This window comes from Glycocaulis albus (genome assembly GCF_014639075.1).
Taxonomy (GTDB): Bacteria; Pseudomonadota; Alphaproteobacteria; order Caulobacterales; family Maricaulaceae; genus Glycocaulis; species Glycocaulis albus.
The window spans coordinates 60,218-79,445 of the sequence record NZ_BMFS01000004.1; the positions used below are offsets into that span (position 1 = coordinate 60,218).

Sequence of the window (19,228 nt, forward strand, 5' to 3'; positions counted from 1 at the left end):
TTGGCGCGGCAGCGGTCCGGGGCCTCTCTCCGGATTTGCCGGGAACGGGTTCCTGATAGCCTTCCGGACTATGCGGGCGTTCAGCGTGCCTCGGTTTCCGCTCCGATAGCACCATGACAATGCTTGTACTTCTTGCCTGACCCGCAAGGGCAGGGCGCGTTGCGCTGGACACGGCCCCAGGTGGAGGGATCATTCGGGTTGATCGCGGTTGCGGCAGCCCGGCTCACTGCAGGGCCCCGCGCTGTGGTGCGCGGTGCGCCATCACCCGAGACGGGCTCGCCGGTCGCCGGATCCACGCGTGAAGCCTGCATGTTTTGCGGCGCGCGCGGCATTTGCGGCGGCGGCGCAGCGGGCTCAACCCGGATTGAGGACAGGATGCGCGTGGTTTCAAAGCGCAGATTGTCCAGCAAATGCTCGAACAGGGCGAAGGCCTCGCTCTTGTACTCGTTCAGCGGATCGCGCTGGGCATAGCCACGAAGACCGATCACCGAGCGCAGCGCATCCAGCTGATGCAGATGTTCGCGCCAGTTCTGGTCGATGGTCTGCAGCAGCATCTGCTTCTCGATCCGGCGCATCAGCTCCGGGCCGGTATTGGCCGCCTTTTCTGCGTAGGCCTCGTCGGCGGCTTTAAGCACGCGCTCAAGGATTTCCTCGTTCGCGATACCATCTTCGGCAGCCCATTCCTTGATAGGCAGCTGCAGATTGAAGTGTTTTTCGATCTCTTCCTGCAGGCCTTCCGTGTCCCACTGGTCAGCATAGGCGCGCGGCGGCATGTGGCGTTCCACCAGGTCTTCGGCGCACTGGTGGCGCATGTCCTTCACCACGTCAGAGACGTTTTCCGCTTCCATGAACTCGATGCGCTGTTCGAAGATCGCCTTGCGCTGATCGTTCATCACATCGTCGTATTTCAGGATGTTCTTGCGGATGTCGAAATTGCGCTGTTCGACCTTTTTCTGCGAGGTTTCGACCGCCTTCGACATCCAGGGGTGCTGGATATGTTCGCCCTCTTTCATGCCCATGGTGCGCATGATCGTGTCGAGGCGCTCGGGCGCAAAGATGCGCAACAGATCGTCTTCCACCGAAATGAAGAATTTCGAGCGGCCCGGATCGCCCTGACGGCCGGTCCGGCCGCGCAGCTGGTTGTCGATGCGGCGTGATTCATGGCGCTCGGTGCCGATCACGTACAGTCCGCCCGCTTCCAGCGCGACCTTCTTGCGTTCGGCGACTTCGGCCTCGATGGCCTTGCGCTTTTCCGAAATCGCGGTGTCGTCCGGCTCGCGCCCGGCCTTGCGTTCCTCGTTCAGCCAGTCATTGACCAGGAAGTCGACATTGCCGCCCAGCTGGATGTCGGTGCCGCGCCCGGCCATGTTGGTGGCGATGGTAACGGCGCCCGGAACGCCGGCCTGCGCGATGATCGCCGCTTCCTGCTCGTGATAGCGCGCATTCAGGACCTGGTGCTTGATCTTGCGCTTCTTCAGCAGCTCGGAAAGCACTTCCGACTTCTCGATGGAGACCGTGCCCACAAGAATGGGCTGCTGGCGCGCATGCGCCTCCTCGATGCTGGTGATGAGCGCGTCGTACTTCTCTTTGGCGGTCCGGTAGAGCTCGTCGTCCTCGTCAATGCGCTGGACGGGGCGGTTGGTGGGAATTTCAGTCACACCAAGGCTGTAAATGCCGGCAAATTCCTCAGCCTCGGTAGAGGCCGTGCCGGTCATGCCCGAGAGCTTCTTGTAGAGGCGGAAATAGTTCTGGAAGGTGATGGAGGCCAGCGTCTGGTTTTCCGGCTGGATTTCGACGCCTTCCTTCGCCTCGATGGCCTGGTGCAGGCCGTCGGAGAGCCGCCGGCCGGTCATCATCCGGCCGGTGAACTCGTCAATGAGCATCACCTTGCCTTCGCGGACGATGTAATCCTTGTCCTTCTGGAACAGCTTGTGGGCCTTCAGGCCCTGATTGACGTGGTGAACGGTGGCGATGTTCTCGATATCGTAGAGATCGCCCTCGTCCAGCAGGCCATGCTCGCGCAAGAGCTCTTCGATATGCTCATTGCCTTCCTCGGTGAAGGTGACCGAGCGGTTCTTCTCGTCGAGCGCAAAGTCCTCGTCGTTCAGGAAGGGGATCAGCTTGTCGATTGTCTTGTAGAAGTCAGAGCGGTCGTCGGTGCGCCCGGAAATGATGAGCGGGGTACGCGCCTCGTCGATCAGGATGGAGTCCACCTCGTCGACAATGGCGTAGGCGTGGCCGCGCTGCACCATCTCGCGAAGCGAGTATTTCATGTTGTCGCGCAGATAGTCGAAGCCAAGCTCGTTATTCGTGCCATAGGTGATGTCGCACGCATAGGCGCGGCGGCGCTCTTCATCGAGCATCTGGTTGAGAATGACACCGGTCTTCATGCCAAGGCGTTCAAATACCCGGCCCATCCATTCGGAGTCGCGCTGGGCGAGATAGTCATTGACCGTCACGATATGCACGCCCTTGCCGGGCAGGGCGTTGAGATAGGCAGCCAGGGTGGAGACAAGCGTCTTGCCTTCACCGGTCTTCATTTCCGCGATGCCGCCCTCGTGGAGCACCATGCCGCCGAGCAGCTGCACATCGTAATGGCGCTGGCCCAGCGAACGCTTGGCGGCTTCGCGCACGGCAGCGAAGGCCTCGACCAGAAGGGCGTCCAGTGCCTCGCCCTGTTCCAGCCGTGCCCTGAATTCGCCGGTTTTACCCTGCAGGGCTGCATCATCGAGCAGTTCAAACTCCGGCTCCAGCGCGTTGATCTGATGCACTTTGGGCATCATGCGCTTTACGGTGCGGTCATTTGAGGAGCCAAAGAGCTTGCGGGTAAAAGAAAGCATGTTTTATCAGCCGTCGCGGGGCGAAATGGGTGATCAGGCACGCCGGGCCAGTGTACAAGGCAAATCCGTACATGGCCTGGGCGCCTGTGCGGCGCTGGCCCTGAAGCAGCGCGCTCGAGATCAGGGACTTAAGGAGGCAGGCATAGTGTGTCAATCGAACCGGACCGCCAGACGCTGTAGTATGGCGCTCGCAGCCCTCGCCGGCCTGTCGCTGGCGGCGGCCTGCAGTGCCGAGCCCGAGGGCCCCGAAGCCCCGGCCCAGCCCGCCGTACAGGCCGAGGGCCGTGTGGACGTGCTGGCCCGTTTTCTCGCACTGGAGCCTGCCGGCCCTGACGATCAGGTGGTGGCCGAGGTCGGCACCACAGTCATTTACGCCTCCGACGTGCGCCGCGAGATCGCCGCGCGCAGCCTGCATGACAACCCGTCCAGCGTTGCGCCCTCCGACCCTGTGTTCCAGCAGGTTCTCTCCGAGCTGACCGAGCAGCGCCTTCTGGCGCTCGAAGCGCTGCGGCGGGGCATGGACCGCGATGTCGAGGCGCGCCGGCGTCTCGCCGCTGCAGAGGAACGCATTCTGGGCAATATCCTGGTGGAGACGGTCGTGGCCAATGCCATCACCGATGAGGCCATTGCGCGCATCTACGAAGAACAGAACCGCCTCGCCCCGCGCGTGGAGGAAGTGCGCGCCAGCCATATCCTCGTCACCACGCGCGAGGAGGCCGAGGAAGTCGCCCGCCTGCTGGCCGAAGGCGAGGATTTCGCCCAGCTCGCCCGGCAGGTCAGTCAGGATCCCGGCACCCGCCTCGATGGCGGGGATCTGGGCTATTTCACGCGTGACGGCATGGTGCAGGCCTTCTCCCGTCAGGCGTTCGCCACGGAGGTCGGCGAGATTTCCGAGCCCTTCCAGACCGATTATGGCTGGCATGTGCTGCGCGTTGCCGACCGGCGCGTGCAGCCGCGGCCCGGTCTTGAATCGCTGCGCGGCAATATTGTGCGCTTCCTGACGCTGGAGGGCATCCAGACCCTGCTGGACACGGTGCGCCAGACCTATCCGGTATCGCGCAGCGGTGTCCCGGCGCCGGCCCAGATACGCACGCCCGGCCCCGTGCAGCCCGGTGATCCCGAGGAAGCCGGCGAGGACGAACCCGGTGATACCGGCATGGACGAGGCCGGAGAGACGCCGGAGCGTTAGGCTGGCGCTAACCGTGTCCACACACCTCAATTTAACGAAGGAACAGGCATGATGCCGGCTGAGAAAGCCCCCCTCTTGCTGGTGGCGGCGTGTGCGCTGATTGACCCCGATGGCCGGGTGCTCATCGCGCGGCGCCCTGAAGGCAAGGCCTTTGCCGGTGCCTGGGAGTTCCCCGGCGGCAAGGTGGAAGCGGGCGAGTACCCCGAAGCAGCCGTTGTACGCGAGCTGCGCGAGGAACTGGGAGTGGAGCCATGCGAGCGTTGCCTTCAGCCCTTCGCCTTTGCGTCCCATCCGATGGAGGACGGACGCCATCTCCTGATGCCGCTCTATGTCTGCCGCAAATGGGATGGCTTCCCGGACCCGAAAGAGGGCCAGGAGATCGCCTGGGTGAAACCGCACGATTTGAGCAGATATGCGCTTCTGCCCGCCGACATTCCGCTTGCCGCCGAGCTGCGCGACCGTCTCTGAGTGCCGATCAGCGCGGCGCGACAGCGATAGAATATGCGTTGTTGGCCAGCCTGATCGCGTTGGTCCTGATCGGCACGCTGACACTTCTGAGCGGGGGCAATGGCGGCATGTGGGCTCACGTCCAGACCGAAGTTGCCGGCGCCTTGCCGGGAGAGGGGGGTTAACCCGCCTTCTCGCCCGCGCCCATCTCCTTCACGCCCAGAGCATCGGCAAGGCGGACCTTGGCCGAGCCGGGGCGCAAGGGCTTTGGCTGGCTCTCATGGGGAGCCCAGCCGGCGGCGTGCAGGATTTCAAACTTCGCCGGGATGCGCCCGTCGGCTTCGGCGAAGCGCTCTGAGTAGATCTGTGCCGTCTTCACGAAGAATTGCCGGTGGACGGGTGTGCGCGGACGGCTGGCGAGCACGCTCGTCTCGCCCATGCGGCGCAAATCGCGCATCAGCACAAAGGCATTGCCATAGCGCACGGTCACGCGGTCCACATCCGATACCGGCATGGCAAAGCCTGCGCGCGCCAGCAATCCTGCAAGGTCTACCGTGTCGGCAAAGGGCGAGACGCGCGCCGACACCTGGCCGTAGATTTCGTCCTCTGCGGCCATGAGTGATTGGCGCAGCTCGGTCAGCGTCGCCCCGCCCAGCATGGCGCAGGCAAAGAAGCCATCGGGCTTCAAGGCCCGGTTGATCTGGATCAGCGCGCCGACAAGATCATTCGTCCAGTGCAGGGAGAGGCAGGAGAGGACGAGATCGACGCTTTCGTCGGCGATCGGCAGGCGCTCCTCATCCATCACCAGTGCCGCGCCTGATGCTTTGGCGGCCATGGCGGGAGAGATATCGGCCTCGATCAGCGTTCCGATTTTGGAGGCGAGTTCCGGGCGCGCGGCAATCGCCCGGCCCACCGCGCCCGCCCCGCCGATCACCAGCGCGCGCTCGAATGTGCGGTTCACCGCCATCAGACGGTCGGCCAGATCATCGGCGGCACGGCTCGCCAGAAAGGCAAATTCCTCATAGCCTCTTGCCGCACGGGTCCGCCGCTGACGCAGCAGCGCGCGGTCAAACAGTAGAGGCGGGGTGTCAGAGGATGATGCCATGGGGCGGATATGGACCGGCGCGCCTCGCGAGGGAAGCCTCGCGGGTGATGAGGGGTTTTGCCGATCTTGTCTGGCCGCCGGTCTCGCTGCTCTCCTACGAGCCGGTTACCGCCCATGGTCAGCTGTCACCGGCCGACTGGTCGAAGATTGTTTTCCTTGATGATCCGCAATGCGCCGCGTGCGGGTTTCCCTTCGACTGGCCGCCGGGCGAGGGCGCCGTGTGCGGGCCGTGCGCCGCCAGAGCGCCTGCCTTCGATACCGCCCGCTCGGCTTTCGTCTACACGCCGGAAAGCCGCCGTCTGGTGCTGTCTCTGAAACATGGCGGGCGGGTGGACGGGCCCGCCGCCTTTGGCGGCTGGATGCGCCGGGCGGGCAGGGCGATGCTGGCAGAGGCCGATTATCTGGTGCCTGTACCGCTACACGCGCGCCGCCTGCGCCAGCGGCGCTTCAACCAGTCACTTCTGCTCGCACAGTCCGTAGCGAAACTGTCCGGCGTGGCCTGTGACCCGCATATTCTTATGCGCCGCCGAGCCACACCCAGCCAGGGCGGGCAGAGCGCCAGGGGCCGAAGGCGCAATGTGGCGGGTGCCTTCGCGGTGCGTGACGGGGCGAAGGCGCGCATCAGGGACGCCCGTCTCATCCTCATCGATGATGTCTACACCACCGGCGCCACGCTGGAGGCGTGTGCACGGGCGTTGAAACGGGCAGGCGCGGCGCGCGTTGATGCCCTGACGCTTGCACGCGTTGTCAGAACCAGCGACGTGCTTACATAAGCGCCAGACCTGATTTTGCTGATTCACGAAGGCCAAGCCTATGACCATGCCCGCCATCACCATCTACACACGGCCGTTTTGCGCCTTCTGCTCGCGCGCTCTGTCGCTGCTGGCCGATAAGGGCGTGGAGGTGAAAGAGATCGAGGCAGGCTTCGACCCCGCCTTGCGCGCCGAAATGCAACAACGTTCGGGCCGCAATACCTTCCCGCAGATTTTCATCGGCGATACGCATGTCGGCGGCTGTGATGACCTCTTCGCGCTGGAGCGCGAAGGCCGGCTCGATCCCATGCTGAAAGCAGGCGCGTAATGGCGAAGACGAAGATCGCCCTTGTCCAGATGCGCTCGGGCACCGACGCGGCGCGCAATATAGATGCCGCCGAGGCTGCGATCCGTCAGGCGGCGGGCGAGGGCGCGAAGCTGGTGGCGACGCCGGAAGTCACCAATCTGGTGCAGAAGGACACAAAGGCGCTGTTTGAAACCTTGCGCGCACCGCAGGACGACATCGCCATAAAGCGCCTCTCTGCGCTCGCGGCGGAGTTGAAGATCGATGTGCTGGCCGGATCACTGGCGCTGAAAGGTGATGACGGCCGTGCGGTGAACCGCTCCATGCTGTTCGGTCCCGACGGTGCGGTGAAGGCCCATTACGACAAGATCCACATGTTCGATGTGGCCATCGGCAATGGCGAGATCTGGTCGGAGAGCACCAATTACGCGCCCGGCAGCCGCGCCGTGATCGCGGACGCCGCGGGCATGAAGCTCGGCCTGACCATCTGTTACGATGTGCGCTTTGCCTATCTCTACCGCGCGCTGGCGATGGCCGGAGCGGTGGCCATCACCGTGCCGGCCGCCTTCACCCGGCCTACCGGCAAGGCGCACTGGGAGGTGCTCCTGCGCGCGCGTGCCATCGAGACCGGCAGCTTCATCCTGGCGCCCGCGCAAGGCGGCATGCATGAGGATGGCCGCAAGACCTGGGGCCGCTCCATGGTGGTCGGCCCCTGGGGCGATGTGATCGGCGTTCTGGACCATGACGAGCCGGGCATTCTCCACGCCGAAATCGATGCGGAAGACGCGTTGTCGGCGCGCCAGCGCATACCGGCGCTCAAAGGCGGGCGGGAGTTCACCGGCCCATGATCCGCTATGCCCTGCAATGCGATGAGGGCCATGGCTTCGAGGGCTGGTTCTCCTCCAGCGATGATTACGAGAGCCAGGAGAAGCGCGGCCTGGTCGAATGCCCGGAATGCGGCTCGGTGGCGGTCACGCGCGCCGTGATGGCGCCTGCTGTGCGCACGACCAAGGGCCGGGAAACCAGCACCAATGGCCAACCGGACATGGAGGCAGTCGCCCGCAAGGTGCGCGCCCATATCCGTAAGAATTACGACTATGTCGGGCCGGACTTCGCATCAGAAGCCCGCGCCATCCATGAGGGCGAGAAACCCGAACGCCTGATCTACGGCGAGACGACGCCGGAGGAACGCGCAAAGCTTGCCGAGGACGGCGTGCCGTGCGCGCCCTTGCCGGAACCCTTTGCGCCCACCCCGCCCAAGAAGGCGAATTAGGGGTTTCTCCCTTCATTCTTCGTTCCCGCGTGAGGCGGGAATCCAGAGCCAGCTGGCACTGGGTTAGCCCTTCGATCTGTGGACCCCGGCTCAGAGGCCGGGGCCCCGGGATATTTTGCGGCTATGAACGTTCTGCCGGATTTAGCGCTGCCCTCTCCTCCGGGGTCCCGGTCCCCGAGCCGGGACCCATGACAGTCCGTGAGGCGTTCGCCCTACCATCTCTGGATCCCCGCCTGCGCGGGGATGACCAGTAAAGCTGACGCTTTCCGGCTTGCGCCGGTGAAACGCGACAGGCGATGGAGGAACGCCCCACCTTGCCGTCAGCCCCGGAGCGTGATCCTGTTGCGCACATCAGATCAGGGCAGGCCGTCAGAAAGCCGCCCCATCGGGGACAGGACATGATCATCAATATCGTCGTTGCGCTGGGTATTCTCATAACGCTGGTGACGGCCATTCCCGTCTTCACCCAGATGGCAAAACACCCCAAGGGGCTGCACATTCTCTTTTTCGCCGAGATGTGGGAGCGCTTCTCCTATTACGGCATGCGGGCCCTGCTGATCTTCTACCTGACCCAGCACTTCCTCTTCGATGACGGCTTCGCGAGCACTCAGTACGGAGCCTATACCTCCCTCGTTTATCTCCTGCCGCTCGTCGGCGGGTTCGTGGCGGACCGATATCTCGGCAATCGCAAGGCCATTGCCTATGGCGCCCTGCTGCTGGTTGCGGGCCATCTTGCCATGGGCATTGAGGGGCGTCCGTCCGAGGAGGCGCTGCAATATGAAGGATCGTCCTATTCGCTCGTGGCCGAAGGGCGGGGCGGGCTGCGCACCGTGCAGCTCGAGGTCGACGGTGCGCTCTATGACTTCTCGGCCAATCGCGAAGGCGATCTGGTGATAGCCGGCCTGCCAGACGGTGCCAGCCTGCCCGCCACGCTGCCCGCAGGCAGCTTTGACACCGAGGTGACCTATCAGGACCAGCGTGGCCTCGCCATTCTCTATCTCGCCCTGTCGTTGATCATCATGGGTGTCGGTTTCCTCAAAGCCAGCATCTCCTCCATCGTCGGCCAGCTCTATGACGAGCATGATCCGCGCCGCGATGGCGGGTTCACGCTTTACTATTACGGCATCAATCTGGGTGCGTTCTGGGCAGCCATATTGTGCGGCCTCCTGGGCGAGACGGTCGGCTGGTGGGCCGGTTTCGGCCTTGCCGGCCTTGGCATGCTGCTGGGCTTCATCGTGTTCGTGCGCGGCAGGCTCGCCTTCTTCCTGCCGGGCAGGAATTTGCTCGCGAATGTGGGCAATCCGCCAGATCCGGCAGCCCTGAAAGCGCGCGTGCTCGGTCCACTTAACCGCGAGACAGTAATTTACCTTCTGGGCATTCTCGGCGTCGGCGTCGTCTACTGGCTGATACAGGCTCATCAGGTGCGCCTGCCGGTTCCAGGGCTGGGCGGGATTGACGCCATGCTGCTTTTGCTGATCGCGGGAGCGGCGGTGTTTCTGGGCTATATCAGCTGGTACATGAACGCCAAGTGCTCGCGCGAAGAGGGTCAGCGCCTCCTGCTGGCGCTTATCCTGATTGTCGTGTCGGTCGTGTTCTGGGCTCTATTTGAACAGGCCGGTTCCTCGATGAACCTGTTTGCCGCGCGCAACACCAATCTGGAGCTTGCGCCCCAGCGCCTGATCGAGCTGGGACCGATTACGCTGGATATGTCGCTGACGGCCTCGCAAACACAATCGTTCAATTCCGGCTTCATCCTGATCTTTGCGCCGCTGTTTGCGGGCCTGTGGGCGTTTCTGGCGCGGATGCAGCGCAATCCCAACACGCCGCTCAAATTCGGTCTCGCCCTTGTCCAGGTGGGCCTCGGCTTCCTGGTGCTCGTGTGGGGCGTGCAGTTTGCCGATGACAGCTACCGTGTGCCGCTCTTCTTCCTGGCGCTGGCCTATCTCCTTCACACCACGGGCGAGCTGTGCCTGTCGCCGGTCGGCCTGTCTGCGGTGACGAAACTCTCTCCGGCAGCGGTGGTCAGCTTCATGATGGCGGGCTGGTTCCTCTCCAGCGCGTTTGCCCAGTATGTCGGCGGGCTGATCGCGGCCCTGACCGCCACCGATACGGTGGCCGGGCAGGTGCTTGATCCGGAACGCGCGCTGGCAGGCTACGCGCAGGTATTCGGCGTCATCGGCATCATAGGCATCTTCCTCGGCGTGGTGATGGGGGCTGCGAGTTTCGGCCTCAAGGCGCTGGGCCACGGCCGGGCCGAGGACCAGTTGCCTGCCCCGTCAGAACCGGGACCGGAAGTCCCGATGCGCGAGTAGAAGCACGACGGCCCGGAAGCGATCACTTCCGGGCCGCATTGTCCGGCCTCTAGAAAGTCCGGCGCAGCCTTAGCTGGAGGAAGTCGCGCGGATCAATGCGCTGTTCCTCGCGGAAGGCCAGGGCCTGTGTGACGCGGTCTGAATAGACATCCCGGTCGATACGGAAATCATCCCACAGCGTCACCGCCGCATAGGCCGCAAGGCCATTATCGAACGTATATTCGGCAAACAGGGTGATGTAGTTGCGCAGTTCGAACCAGCGCTTCTGGTCCGGGTTGAAGGTCGTTTCGCGGAAATACGGCGTGTAGTTCACGCCCCAGCGCAAATTCCAGTCCGGCACATCGTTTTCAAAATTGATGGAGCCCGTGAGCGGGCGCACGCGTGAGATCTGGCGGCTTTCCCCGGTCGTCGGATCGGTCACGCGGGTATGATCGTATTGCACATTCACGGTCACACGCCCGCGCTCCAGCCCCAGATCGCGCAGCGGCAGGCGCACATTGCCGGCGACACGCGTCAGGCTGCCATCGCCGATATTGCCGATAGCCGTCAGTCCGCCGTCCAGCGGAATGACGTCGATCACGTCCGAAATTGCGTCATGGCGCAAGGTCAGCGTGGCCACACCCTCGCCGTTGAAGCGCTGCTCGAAGACTGCTTCGGCAATCCAGCGCTGCTGGGGCCTGAGGTCCAGATTGCCGCCCCGCACCTGGTCGTTCGACAGAGAGGTGGAGGCAGCAAAATCGCCGAAATTGAGCTGGCCCAGCTCGCGTTCGAAGCGCAGCCGCACCTGCCGGTTCTCCTGCGGGTCCCATGTCAGTGCCAGCCGCGGCTTGGGATAGAAGAAGCTGCGTTCGGACGACGCGTCGCCGCTCTGACGGATGGTGGAGTGCTCGAGGCGAAGGCCGGCCTCGAGACGCAAGGTATCGGAACGGCGCCAGCTGGCCTGGCCGAACACTTCGCCCCGGATTTCCTCCACCAGCGTGGAAGCGAGCGGCAGGGCAACCGGCACGCCGTTACTGGTAAAGCTCTGGCTTGTGTCCATGAAGTTATAGGCTAGCTCGCCGCCGCCTTCCCAGGTCAATGTCTCGCTGCGCTGCCAGCGCAGGACACCACGGGCGATCGTCTCGCCGGAATCGCGCTCCGCCTCGAATTGCTGGTCAAGGCCGGGACCGGAGGCGCCGTTGGTGAACCCGCCCCAGCGATAGTTCTGGATCAGGCGCGATTCCAGGTTCAGCGTGTCGGACAAAGCACGCTCATAACGAACGCCCAGATCGGCCCGGCTGGCATCATCATCAAACGAGAAGAGCCGCTCAGGCGATCCTGGCACGCTGAACGACAGCTCATCATTGTATTCAAACCAGTTATAGCCGCCGGTGATTTCTACCCGTCCCTCGCCAACCGGTCCGGACCAGTTGCCGCGCGTGCTCCATCCGCCGCCATCAAAACTGTTGCGCAGGCGCTCTTCGGAGATGATGGCGCCGCTGGCATCGCGCCGGATTGATGTGCCCCAGCCGGTGGAATCGCTCATTGCCAGCGTGCGCGCTATCTGAAAGCCCCATTGCGTGCCGTTATTGCTGGAGGAGAATTCGTAGCGGCCCGTCGGGCTTGTGGGGCCCCCTTCAAAGGCATGCAGCTGTGCCATTACCGTGTGCTGGCGGGATTGCTCGCTGCGCAGGATCACGTTCACGACAACGCTCTGGCCTTGCATGTCTATGCCGGGTGCGCCGCCGCGGATCAGCTCGATGCGTTCCACCCGGCTTGCGGGGGTCCGCGACAGGACGGACGAGCCGGTGTCATCCTTGGATGCCGGTCTGGATCCGTTGATGAGTACATTACCGCCGGCACCGGCAAAGCCGCGCACCGACGCTCCATCACTCACCGAGAAGCCGGGAATGCGGCTGACCATGTCCAGCGCATTGGCAGGGCTGGAAGCGGCGAAGAAGGCCGGTTCATAGACGAGGATGTTTTCAGCTCCGCCGTTCGCCGGTTCCTGAGCGAACACAGCGGCCGGCGCGAAGGTGGCAAGCGCGATGGCCGCCGAACAAATGAGATGTTTCACGAGATAGTCCCTCCCAAGACATGGAAGGGTGTGTGCGCCCGCCGTGCGTCAAAAAACAGTTACAAGGCAGAAATGTGCGTTACATTTCAGCAATTTGATTGCATTTCGGTAATGATGCAATGCAGCGGGGGCGGGGTCTAGCCCGCCCCGCCGACAGTGATGCCTGCAATTTTCAGGGTTGGCTGGCCGACGCCCACAGGCACGCCCTGGCCCGCCTTGCCGCACGTCCCTACGCCTGGGTCCATGGCGAAGTCATTGCCGATCATGGAGATGCGGGTCAGTGCGCTCGGCCCGTCCCCGATCAGGGTCGCGCCCTTGATCGGTTCGGCAATTTTCCCGCCGCGTACCCGGTAGGCCTCCGTGCAGCGGAAGACGAACTTGCCTGACGTGATGTCCACCTGGCCGCCGCCGAAATTGGCGGCATAGATGCCGTCATCCAGGCTTTCGAGGATTTCGGCCGGGTCGTGATCTCCGGCAGTCATGATCGTGTTGGTCATGCGCGGCATGGGTGCGTGGGCATAGCTTTCGCGCCTGCCATTGCCGGTAGGCTCCACGCCCATCAGGCGCGCATTCATCCGGTCCTGCATGAAGCCGACCAGAATGCCATCCTCGATCAGCGTGGTGCGGCCCGTCGGCGTGCCTTCATCATCAATGGTCAGTGATCCGCGCCGGTTCGGAATGGTGCCATCATCAATGACCGTAACGCCCGGCGCAGCGACGCGCTTGCCGACACGGCCTGCAAAGGCGCTGGTGCCCTTGCGGTTGAAATCGCCCTCAAGGCCGTGGCCGACGGCCTCGTGCAGCAGAATGGCCGGCCAGCCCGCGCCCAGCACCGCTTCCCATTCGCCGGCAGGCGCGTCGACCGCTTCCAGATTGACCTTCGCCACGCGCAGCGCTTCGTCGGCCAGGCCCTGCCAGCTTTCCGGTGACAGCCATTGGGAGAATTCGGCGCGCCCGCCTGCGCCGGCGCTGCCGCTTTCGCGGCGGCCACTGCGCTCCACCGTAACGGAGACATTCAGGCGTACCAGCGGGCGCACATCATGGGCCATATAGCCATCAGCGCGCACAATGCCGATCACCCGGCGTGAAGCAGAGATGGAACAGCCAACCTGCACCACTTCGGGGTCACGCGCGCGCAGCCACGCATCAATCTCGCCCAGAAGGGCGGCCTTGGCCTCGAAACCCGGCTCGCCGATCACATCCACGTCATCATAGAGCTTCACATTCGTGCCGTGGGGAGGCGGGGCCATCACCGCATCGCGGCCCTGACGCGCGGCCGCTGCCGTCTCGCCCGCGCGTTTGAGCGAGGCAAGGCTGACATCGTTGGAATGGGCAAAGCCGGTCGTTTCGCCAAACACGCCGCGCAGCCCAAAGCCCCGTCCGGCGTCAAAGCTCGCCGTTTTCAGCCGCCCGTCATCGAAGGCCAGCGTCTCGTTCGCTTCGGTTTCCAGAAAGAGCTCGCCATCGTCCGCGCCGGCCAGACTGTCGCGCAGTACGCTGATCGCGTCGTCGGCGTCGAAGGAAAATCCGTCAAACGGATTGGTGGAAGGCGTGCTGGCCATGGAAGTCTCCTGCTGGGGCATTCACACCCAACATAGGGGCGCGGGCCGGTCTAATCGACCCCGTGTCGGCAGGTGGTGGATATACACCCTTCGTGCTTCGAGACGCGCTCTTGCAGAGCGCTTCTCAGCATGAGGGGGCTTGGGATTTTCCCTCATCCTGAGGGCGAACGAAGCGAGCGTCTCGAAGGACGAGGGGAAAACCCTAAGGCTGATGCCTTGCAAAGCGGCGCGGCTGGGCTGCCAGCAGGGCATTGTCAGGGGCAAGGCGCGCCGCCTGCACATAGGCCTCGTAGGCCGCATCGTACTGGCCAAGCCGCTCCAGCGCGATGGCACGGTTGAAATGCGCCAGGTGTGAGGCCTCCAGCCCCAGTTCAAGAGCCCGGCGGGCGGAGGCCTGCGCGCCGTTGAAATCACCCACACGGATCTGGGCCGCCGACAATGTCAGGTGCAGTTCAGGCAACTCGCCGAGCAGGGCCTGTGCTGCCATCAGGTCGGTCATGGCCGAGCGGCCATCCCCGCGCGCTGCAGACAGCGCGCCGCGATTGAGCTGCAGCCGCGCACGCTCCTCCTCGCCCAGTGACGAATCACGCAAGGCAAAATCGCATGCACCCAGCGCTCTTGGATCATCGGCTCCGCGCCGTGCGGCATCTTCGCATTCGGAAATCGCCGACCGGACCGCCGGAGAACGCTCCTGCGCATGGGCTGCAGGCGCGTGGGCAAGGCACGCGGCGAGGCCTGCAATCGCGCCGAAACGTATGAGCGTGTGCGGAATAAGGGTGTCCATGACGCCTCCGGCGCTTGAGATTTTGTTCGTGTAAGGCTAGCAGACAGCGCAAGCCCGCATCAAACCGAATGTCCGGGCGGCACTGAACATTGTGAGTGCCTTGCGACAAAAAGGCGCTCATATCGCACTGACACCGGCGCTGGCTGGTTCTATATTCCGCCGCACGAAGCAGGCAAACGGGCCTGCAGGCTGCCAGATACGACTCTTGGGGGTTCCATGCGTTTGAAGCTCATAGCCGGAGCTGTCCTTGCCGCCGCGATGACCGGCGCGGCATCAGCAACGATTGTCGGCGCGCCGGTAGATGGCGGGCTTGGCCTGCAAGAGGCCGTGACGCCGGTGATGGAGAATATCGTCTCCTTCCATAACCTCTTGTTGTGGATCATCTCGGCGATCTGTCTTCTGGTGCTCGGCCTGATCCTGTGGATTGTCGTGCGCTATCGCGCCAAGACCAACCCGGAGCCGAAGAAGTTTAGCCACAACACGCTGATCGAGATCATCTGGACGGCAGTTCCCGTGCTGATCCTCATCGTGATTGCGGTGCCCTCCTTCCGCCTACTCTATTTCCAGGACGTGATCCCGGAAGCCGATTTCACCATCAAGGTGACCGGCAACCAGTGGAACTGGACTTATGAGTATCCGGATCATGGCGGGTTCGAGTTCGTGTCCAACATGCTCGAGGATGACGCGCTGACCAGCGAGAACTGGGAGCAGCGCCGCCTTTTGAGCACGGATGTGCCGATCGTCGTGCCGTCAGGTGCCACGGTGCGCGTGCAGGTGACGGCGTCAGACGTCATTCACTCCTGGGCCGTTCCGGCCTTCGGCGTGAAGATGGACGGGATTCCCGGCCGCCTGAATGAAACCTGGTTCCTGGTGCCGGAAGGCCGCGAGGGCATCTATTTCGGCCAGTGCTCGGAGATCTGCGGCATCCGCCACGCCTTCATGCCCATCGAGGTGCATGTCGTGCCCGAAGACGTCTTCACCGCCTGGACCGAAGCGGCCAATGCCGACCCCTACACTGCGTCCAGCGTTCTTGCCTCCTATTATGCCAGCCAGCGCGCCACCCGCGTCGCGGCGGCCCAGTAATCCCCGGAGAGGATCATCATGTCGGCTCAAGCTGCTGAACATCACGACGATCACACCCCCAGCATCTGGGACTGGAAGCGTTGGGTGTATTCGACCAATCACAAGGACATCGGCACGATGTACCTGGTGTTCGCGATCATCGCGGGCGTCATTGGCGGTGCCATGTCGGGCCTTATCCGCTGGGAACTCGCCGAGCCGGGCCTTCAGGTCTTCAATAACGGCTTCTGGGGCAATGAGCACAACTACAATGTGATCATCACCCTGCACGGCCTGATCATGATCTTCTTCATGGTCATGCCGGCCATGATCGGGGGCTTTGGAAACTGGTTCGTGCCGATCATGATCGGCGCCCCGGACATGGCCTTCCCGCGCCTGAACAATATCTCGTTCTGGCTGCTGCCCTTCTCCTTCGCGCTCATCCTGATGTCGATGTTCGTGCCCGGTGCCGGCGGCGATAACGGCTTTGGCGGCGGCTGGGTGATGTATCCACCCTTGTCTACCACCGGCCATGGCGGGCCGGCCTTCGACCTGGTGATCCTGTCGCTGCACATTGCGGGCATCAGCTCGATCCTGGGCGCGACCAACTTCATCACGACCATTTTCAACATGCGCGCACCGGGCATGACCCTGCACAAGATGCCGCTGTTCGTGTGGTCGATCCTGGTCACCGTATTCCTGCTGCTGCTGGCCGTTCCGGTTCTGGCGGCTGCGCTGACCATGCTGATCACCGACCGCAATTTCGGGACGACCTTCTTCGACCCGGCAGGCGGCGGCGACCCGGTCATGTTCCAGCACCTGTTCTGGTTCTTCGGCCACCCCGAAGTGTACATCCTGATCCTGCCGGGCTTCGGCATGATCTCCCACATCGTGTCGACTTTCTCGAAAAAGCCCGTGTTCGGTTATCTCGGCATGGCCTACGCCATGGTCGCGATCGGCTTCATCGGCTTCATCGTGTGGGCCCACCACATGTACACGGTCGGCATGGACGTGAACCTGAAGGCCTATTTCGTGGCTGCCACGATGATCATTGCGGTGCCGACCGGCATCAAGATCTTCTCCTGGCTGGCGACGATGTGGGGTGGTTCGATCTCCTTCCGCACGCCCATGCTGTGGGCCATCGGCTTCATCTTCCTGTTCACCGTTGGCGGTGTGACGGGCGTGGTGCTGGCCAATGCGGGCGTGACCACCTCGCTGCACGACACCTATTACGTGGTGGCCCACTTCCACTACGTGCTGTCGCTCGGCGCCGTGTTCGCGATCTTTGCCGGCTTCTATTACTGGTACGAGAAGATGTTCGGGGTGAAGTACAATTCCTTCCTCGCCCGTACCCAGTTCTGGCTGTTTTTCATCGGCGCGAACGTGATCTTCTTCCCGCAGCACTTCCTGGGTCTGCAGGGCATGCCGCGCCGCTACCCGGACTACCCTGATGCGTTCGCCTTCTGGAACTACGTGTCCTCGGTCGGCTACGCGATCATGGCGCTGGGTATGCTGGTCTTCTTTGTGCTGCTGATCGAATCCATTCTTCGCCAGCGCAAGGCGGAAGCCAATCCGTGGGGCGAAGGCGCGACCACGCTGGAGTGGACGCTGTCTTCTCCGCCGCCCTTCCACCAGTTCAACGAGCTGCCGAAAATCAAGTAGGCAGGACGTTGGGCCAAAAAGGTCAGGCACGTAACGTGACTGAAAAATCGGCTGACACCATCACGGGCGGGGCTGCAAGCGCAGCCTCGCCCGCTGACTATATCGCGCTGATGAAGCCGCGCGTGATGACGCTTGTCGTCTTTACCGGCTTTGCCGGGCTGGTGGCAGCGCCCGCGTCCATGGACGTGTTCTCCGCGGCCATTGCCATGCTGGCACTGGCGCTGGGGGCAGGGGCCGCCGGCGCGTTCAACATGGCCTATGATGGCGATATTGACGCCGTGATGCGCCGTACCCGCCTGCGCCCGGTTGCCCGCGGCATCGTGCCAAGGGCCGAGGCCTATACGTTCGGCGGTGTCTTCACGCTGGCTTCGGTCACCCTCATGGCGCTGACGGCGAACTATGTCGCCGCTGGCCTGCTGGCCTTTTCCATCTTGTTCTACGCGCTCATCTACACGGTATGGCTGAAGCGCTCGACACCGCAGAATATCGTCATAGGCGGGGCCGCGGGCGCGTTTCCGCCCATGATCGGCTGGGCCGCCGCCACAGGCGGTGTCAGCCTTGATTCGGTTATCCTGTTTGCCATCATCTTCCTGTGGACGCCGCCCCATTCCTGGGCGCTAGCGCTCTACAAGTCCGGTGACTATGCAGCCGCCAACATCCCGATGATGCCCGTGGCAAAGGGGGCTGCCTCCACGCGCCGCCAGATCATGGCCTACGCTGTCGCCTATGTAGCGACAAGCCTGGCGCCGCTGGCGACGGGGCTTGGCGGCGCCATCTATGCCGGCGCGGCGCTGCTGGGCGGTGCGCTCTTCCTCGTCCTGTCCTGGCGGGTGTTGAACTCTCGTGCCGGCGAGGCTGGTACCGACGAGGACGGGCTTTACGAGGTGCGCGCCGGAGACCGCGCTGCGCGTGACCTGTTCGCGTTTTCGATCGCCCATCTGGCGCTTCTGTTTGCAGCCCTCATTGCCGAACATGGCGCGGGCCTGCACATCGCGCTGACGGGCCTGTGGAGCTAGACCGAGATGAGTGACGAAACCCCTGAGACGCCCCGCAGGCTGACCCCGGAGGAAGAAAAGGCGCGCAAGCGTCGCAATGTCGCGATTTTCTGGAGCCTGATCGGGTTTATAGTGCTGATCTTTCTGGTCACACTGCAGCGTCTGACCAGCAATATCGCTGCCGGAGGTTAGACCCGACATGAAACTGCCCGTCTTGTCAGGAAACGTGAAAGTCCTTGCCATCTGCCTCGGCCTTGCGCTGGGCATGGTCGGCATGGGCTATGCGGCCGTGCCGCTTTACGACCTGTTCTGCCGGGTAACGGGCTATGGCGGGACCACCCAGACCGCGCAGTATGATCCCGACCAGATCCTGGAGCGCACCGTGCGGGTGCGTTTTGACGCCAGCCGCTCGCGTGGTTTCCCCTGGGAGTTCGAGCCGCTGCAGCGTGACATGACGGTGCGTGTCGGCGAGACGGCACTGGCCTTCTACCGGGTGACCAACCCCACTGACGAGCCGGTGACGGGCATCGCGACCTACAATGTGACACCGTTCAAGATGGGGCCGTATTTCGCCAAGCTGGAATGCTTCTGCTTTACCGAGCAGACACTCGGCCCGGGCGAGAGCATGGAGATGCCGGTCGTGTTCTTCATCGATCCGCTGATGGATGAGGAACGGCGTATGGATGACGTGCAGACGGTAACCCTGTCATACACATTCTTCGAGGCCAGCGATTCGCGGGCCCGCAATCTTGCCGAACGCGCTCCGGCCAATACCGGACGCTAGGCTCGTAAACTTCGCCAAGGCGGGCTGAAAACCAGCGCGCCACCTTATTGATCAGGGGGGTGGGGGCCGCTATAGCTGCGGTTCAAATCGCCCGAATGAAGAGC

The 19,228-nt window shown here is 63.3% G+C and carries 18 protein-coding genes; 13 read left to right on the forward strand and 5 right to left on the reverse strand.

The features are described from left to right. Window positions 1–80 precede the first annotated feature (80 nt). Window positions 81–2,840, reverse strand: a complete 2,760-nt coding sequence (gene secA / locus IEV75_RS05690; protein ID WP_188451590.1) for a preprotein translocase subunit SecA — start codon at window positions 2,838–2,840, stop codon at window positions 81–83. A 181-nt stretch (window positions 2,841–3,021) separates the two neighbouring features. On the opposite strand from secA, the gene IEV75_RS05695 reads away from it, so the two are divergent. From IEV75_RS05695 to IEV75_RS05705, 3 genes are read left to right on the forward strand one after another with little or no spacing between them, the layout of a single operon-like run. After that, a complete protein-coding gene (locus tag IEV75_RS05695) occupies window positions 3,022–4,029 on the forward strand; it encodes a peptidylprolyl isomerase (protein ID WP_188451591.1) in 1,008 nt (335 codons plus the stop codon). A gap of 48 nt (window positions 4,030–4,077) precedes the next feature. Beyond that, window positions 4,078–4,497 carry a (deoxy)nucleoside triphosphate pyrophosphohydrolase gene (locus IEV75_RS05700; protein WP_188451592.1) on the forward strand — a complete coding sequence of 140 codons (420 nt, stop codon included), beginning with the start codon at window positions 4,078–4,080 and terminating at the stop codon, window positions 4,495–4,497. Further along, entirely contained in the window at window positions 4,494–4,661 is a 168-nt protein-coding gene (locus IEV75_RS05705) for a Flp family type IVb pilin (protein ID WP_188451745.1), read from the forward strand. The genes IEV75_RS05700 and IEV75_RS05705 overlap by 4 nt, the downstream gene beginning before the upstream one ends. Here IEV75_RS05705 and IEV75_RS05710 read toward each other — a convergent pair. Then, a complete protein-coding gene (locus IEV75_RS05710) occupies window positions 4,658–5,581 on the reverse strand; it encodes a methyltransferase domain-containing protein (protein WP_188451593.1) in 924 nt (307 codons plus the stop codon). The genes IEV75_RS05705 and IEV75_RS05710 overlap by 4 nt on opposite strands. Before the next feature lie 47 nt (window positions 5,582–5,628). Here IEV75_RS05710 and IEV75_RS05715 point away from each other — a divergent pair, with 47 nt between their 5' ends. From IEV75_RS05715 to IEV75_RS05735, 5 genes are all read left to right on the forward strand, one after another. Continuing rightward, on the forward strand, window positions 5,629–6,354 hold the full coding sequence (locus IEV75_RS05715) for a ComFC family protein (protein ID WP_188451594.1): 726 nt from the start codon (window positions 5,629–5,631) through the stop codon (window positions 6,352–6,354). A 46-nt stretch (window positions 6,355–6,400) separates the two neighbouring features. After that, a complete protein-coding gene (gene grxC / locus IEV75_RS05720; RefSeq protein WP_188451746.1) occupies window positions 6,401–6,661 on the forward strand; it encodes a glutaredoxin 3 in 261 nt (86 codons plus the stop codon). After that, complete coding sequence (locus IEV75_RS05725; RefSeq protein WP_188451595.1) at window positions 6,661–7,485, forward strand: carbon-nitrogen hydrolase family protein; 825 nt, start codon at window positions 6,661–6,663, stop codon at window positions 7,483–7,485. Before grxC ends, IEV75_RS05725 begins: the two co-directional genes overlap by 1 nt. Continuing rightward, on the forward strand, window positions 7,482–7,910 hold the full coding sequence (locus IEV75_RS05730) for a DUF1178 family protein (RefSeq protein WP_188451596.1): 429 nt from the start codon (window positions 7,482–7,484) through the stop codon (window positions 7,908–7,910). Before IEV75_RS05725 ends, IEV75_RS05730 begins: the two co-directional genes overlap by 4 nt. A gap of 404 nt (window positions 7,911–8,314) precedes the next feature. Next, window positions 8,315–10,222 (forward strand): peptide MFS transporter, encoded by a 1,908-nt coding sequence (locus tag IEV75_RS05735; RefSeq protein ID WP_188451747.1) that lies wholly within the window; start codon window positions 8,315–8,317, stop codon window positions 10,220–10,222. Window positions 10,223–10,271: 49 nt separating this feature from the next. Here IEV75_RS05735 and IEV75_RS05740 read toward each other — a convergent pair whose 3' ends face one another. The 3 genes from IEV75_RS05740 to IEV75_RS05750 form a co-directional block, all read right to left on the reverse strand. Further along, window positions 10,272–12,278, reverse strand: coding sequence for a TonB-dependent receptor plug domain-containing protein (locus IEV75_RS05740; RefSeq protein ID WP_188451597.1), 2,007 nt, complete (start codon window positions 12,276–12,278; stop codon window positions 10,272–10,274). A gap of 137 nt (window positions 12,279–12,415) precedes the next feature. Continuing rightward, complete coding sequence (gene tldD, locus IEV75_RS05745) at window positions 12,416–13,840, reverse strand: metalloprotease TldD (RefSeq protein ID WP_188451598.1); 1,425 nt, start codon at window positions 13,838–13,840, stop codon at window positions 12,416–12,418. A 202-nt stretch (window positions 13,841–14,042) separates the two neighbouring features. After that, window positions 14,043–14,624, reverse strand: a complete 582-nt coding sequence (locus IEV75_RS05750; protein WP_188451599.1) for a tetratricopeptide repeat protein — start codon at window positions 14,622–14,624, stop codon at window positions 14,043–14,045. A 216-nt stretch (window positions 14,625–14,840) separates the two neighbouring features. On the opposite strand from IEV75_RS05750, the gene coxB reads away from it, so the two are divergent. From coxB to IEV75_RS05775, 5 genes are read left to right on the forward strand one after another with little or no spacing between them, the layout of a single operon-like run. Continuing rightward, a complete protein-coding gene (gene coxB, locus IEV75_RS05755; protein ID WP_188451600.1) occupies window positions 14,841–15,707 on the forward strand; it encodes a cytochrome c oxidase subunit II in 867 nt (288 codons plus the stop codon). Window positions 15,708–15,725: 18 nt separating this feature from the next. Then, on the forward strand, window positions 15,726–17,345 hold the full coding sequence (gene ctaD / locus IEV75_RS05760; protein WP_188451601.1) for a cytochrome c oxidase subunit I: 1,620 nt from the start codon (window positions 15,726–15,728) through the stop codon (window positions 17,343–17,345). Window positions 17,346–17,380: 35 nt separating this feature from the next. Then, window positions 17,381–18,361 (forward strand): heme o synthase, encoded by a 981-nt coding sequence (locus tag IEV75_RS05765; RefSeq protein WP_217980817.1) that lies wholly within the window; start codon window positions 17,381–17,383, stop codon window positions 18,359–18,361. A gap of 6 nt (window positions 18,362–18,367) precedes the next feature. Beyond that, the gene (locus IEV75_RS05770) at window positions 18,368–18,532 is read left to right on the forward strand and encodes a cytochrome c oxidase system small membrane protein (RefSeq protein WP_170175458.1); all 165 of its coding nucleotides are present in this window, start codon (window positions 18,368–18,370) and stop codon (window positions 18,530–18,532) included. A gap of 7 nt (window positions 18,533–18,539) precedes the next feature. Then, entirely contained in the window at window positions 18,540–19,124 is a 585-nt protein-coding gene (locus IEV75_RS05775) for a cytochrome c oxidase assembly protein (protein WP_188451602.1), read from the forward strand. Window positions 19,125–19,228 lie beyond the last annotated feature (104 nt).

Bases quoted from the DNA above. Each gene is read 5' to 3' on its own strand.
- secA (WP_188451590.1), bottom strand. From the start codon at position 2,840: ATGCTTTCTTTTACCCGCAAGCTCTTTGGCTCCTCAAATGACCGCACC.
- IEV75_RS05695 (WP_188451591.1), top strand. From the start codon at position 3,022: ATGGCGCTCGCAGCCCTCGCCGGCCTGTCGCTGGCGGCGGCCTGCAGT.
- IEV75_RS05700 (WP_188451592.1), top strand. From the start codon at position 4,078: ATGATGCCGGCTGAGAAAGCCCCCCTCTTGCTGGTGGCGGCGTGTGCG.
- IEV75_RS05710 (WP_188451593.1), bottom strand. From the start codon at position 5,581: ATGGCATCATCCTCTGACACCCCGCCTCTACTGTTTGACCGCGCGCTG.
- IEV75_RS05715 (WP_188451594.1), top strand. From the start codon at position 5,629: ATGAGGGGTTTTGCCGATCTTGTCTGGCCGCCGGTCTCGCTGCTCTCC.
- grxC (WP_188451746.1), top strand. From the start codon at position 6,401: ATGCCCGCCATCACCATCTACACACGGCCGTTTTGCGCCTTCTGCTCG.
- IEV75_RS05725 (WP_188451595.1), top strand. From the start codon at position 6,661: ATGGCGAAGACGAAGATCGCCCTTGTCCAGATGCGCTCGGGCACCGAC.
- IEV75_RS05730 (WP_188451596.1), top strand. From the start codon at position 7,482: ATGATCCGCTATGCCCTGCAATGCGATGAGGGCCATGGCTTCGAGGGC.
- tldD (WP_188451598.1), bottom strand. From the start codon at position 13,840: ATGGCCAGCACGCCTTCCACCAATCCGTTTGACGGATTTTCCTTCGAC.
- IEV75_RS05750 (WP_188451599.1), bottom strand. From the start codon at position 14,624: ATGGACACCCTTATTCCGCACACGCTCATACGTTTCGGCGCGATTGCA.
- coxB (WP_188451600.1), top strand. From the start codon at position 14,841: ATGCGTTTGAAGCTCATAGCCGGAGCTGTCCTTGCCGCCGCGATGACC.
- ctaD (WP_188451601.1), top strand. From the start codon at position 15,726: ATGTCGGCTCAAGCTGCTGAACATCACGACGATCACACCCCCAGCATC.
- IEV75_RS05770 (WP_170175458.1), top strand. From the start codon at position 18,368: ATGAGTGACGAAACCCCTGAGACGCCCCGCAGGCTGACCCCGGAGGAA.
- IEV75_RS05775 (WP_188451602.1), top strand. From the start codon at position 18,540: ATGAAACTGCCCGTCTTGTCAGGAAACGTGAAAGTCCTTGCCATCTGC.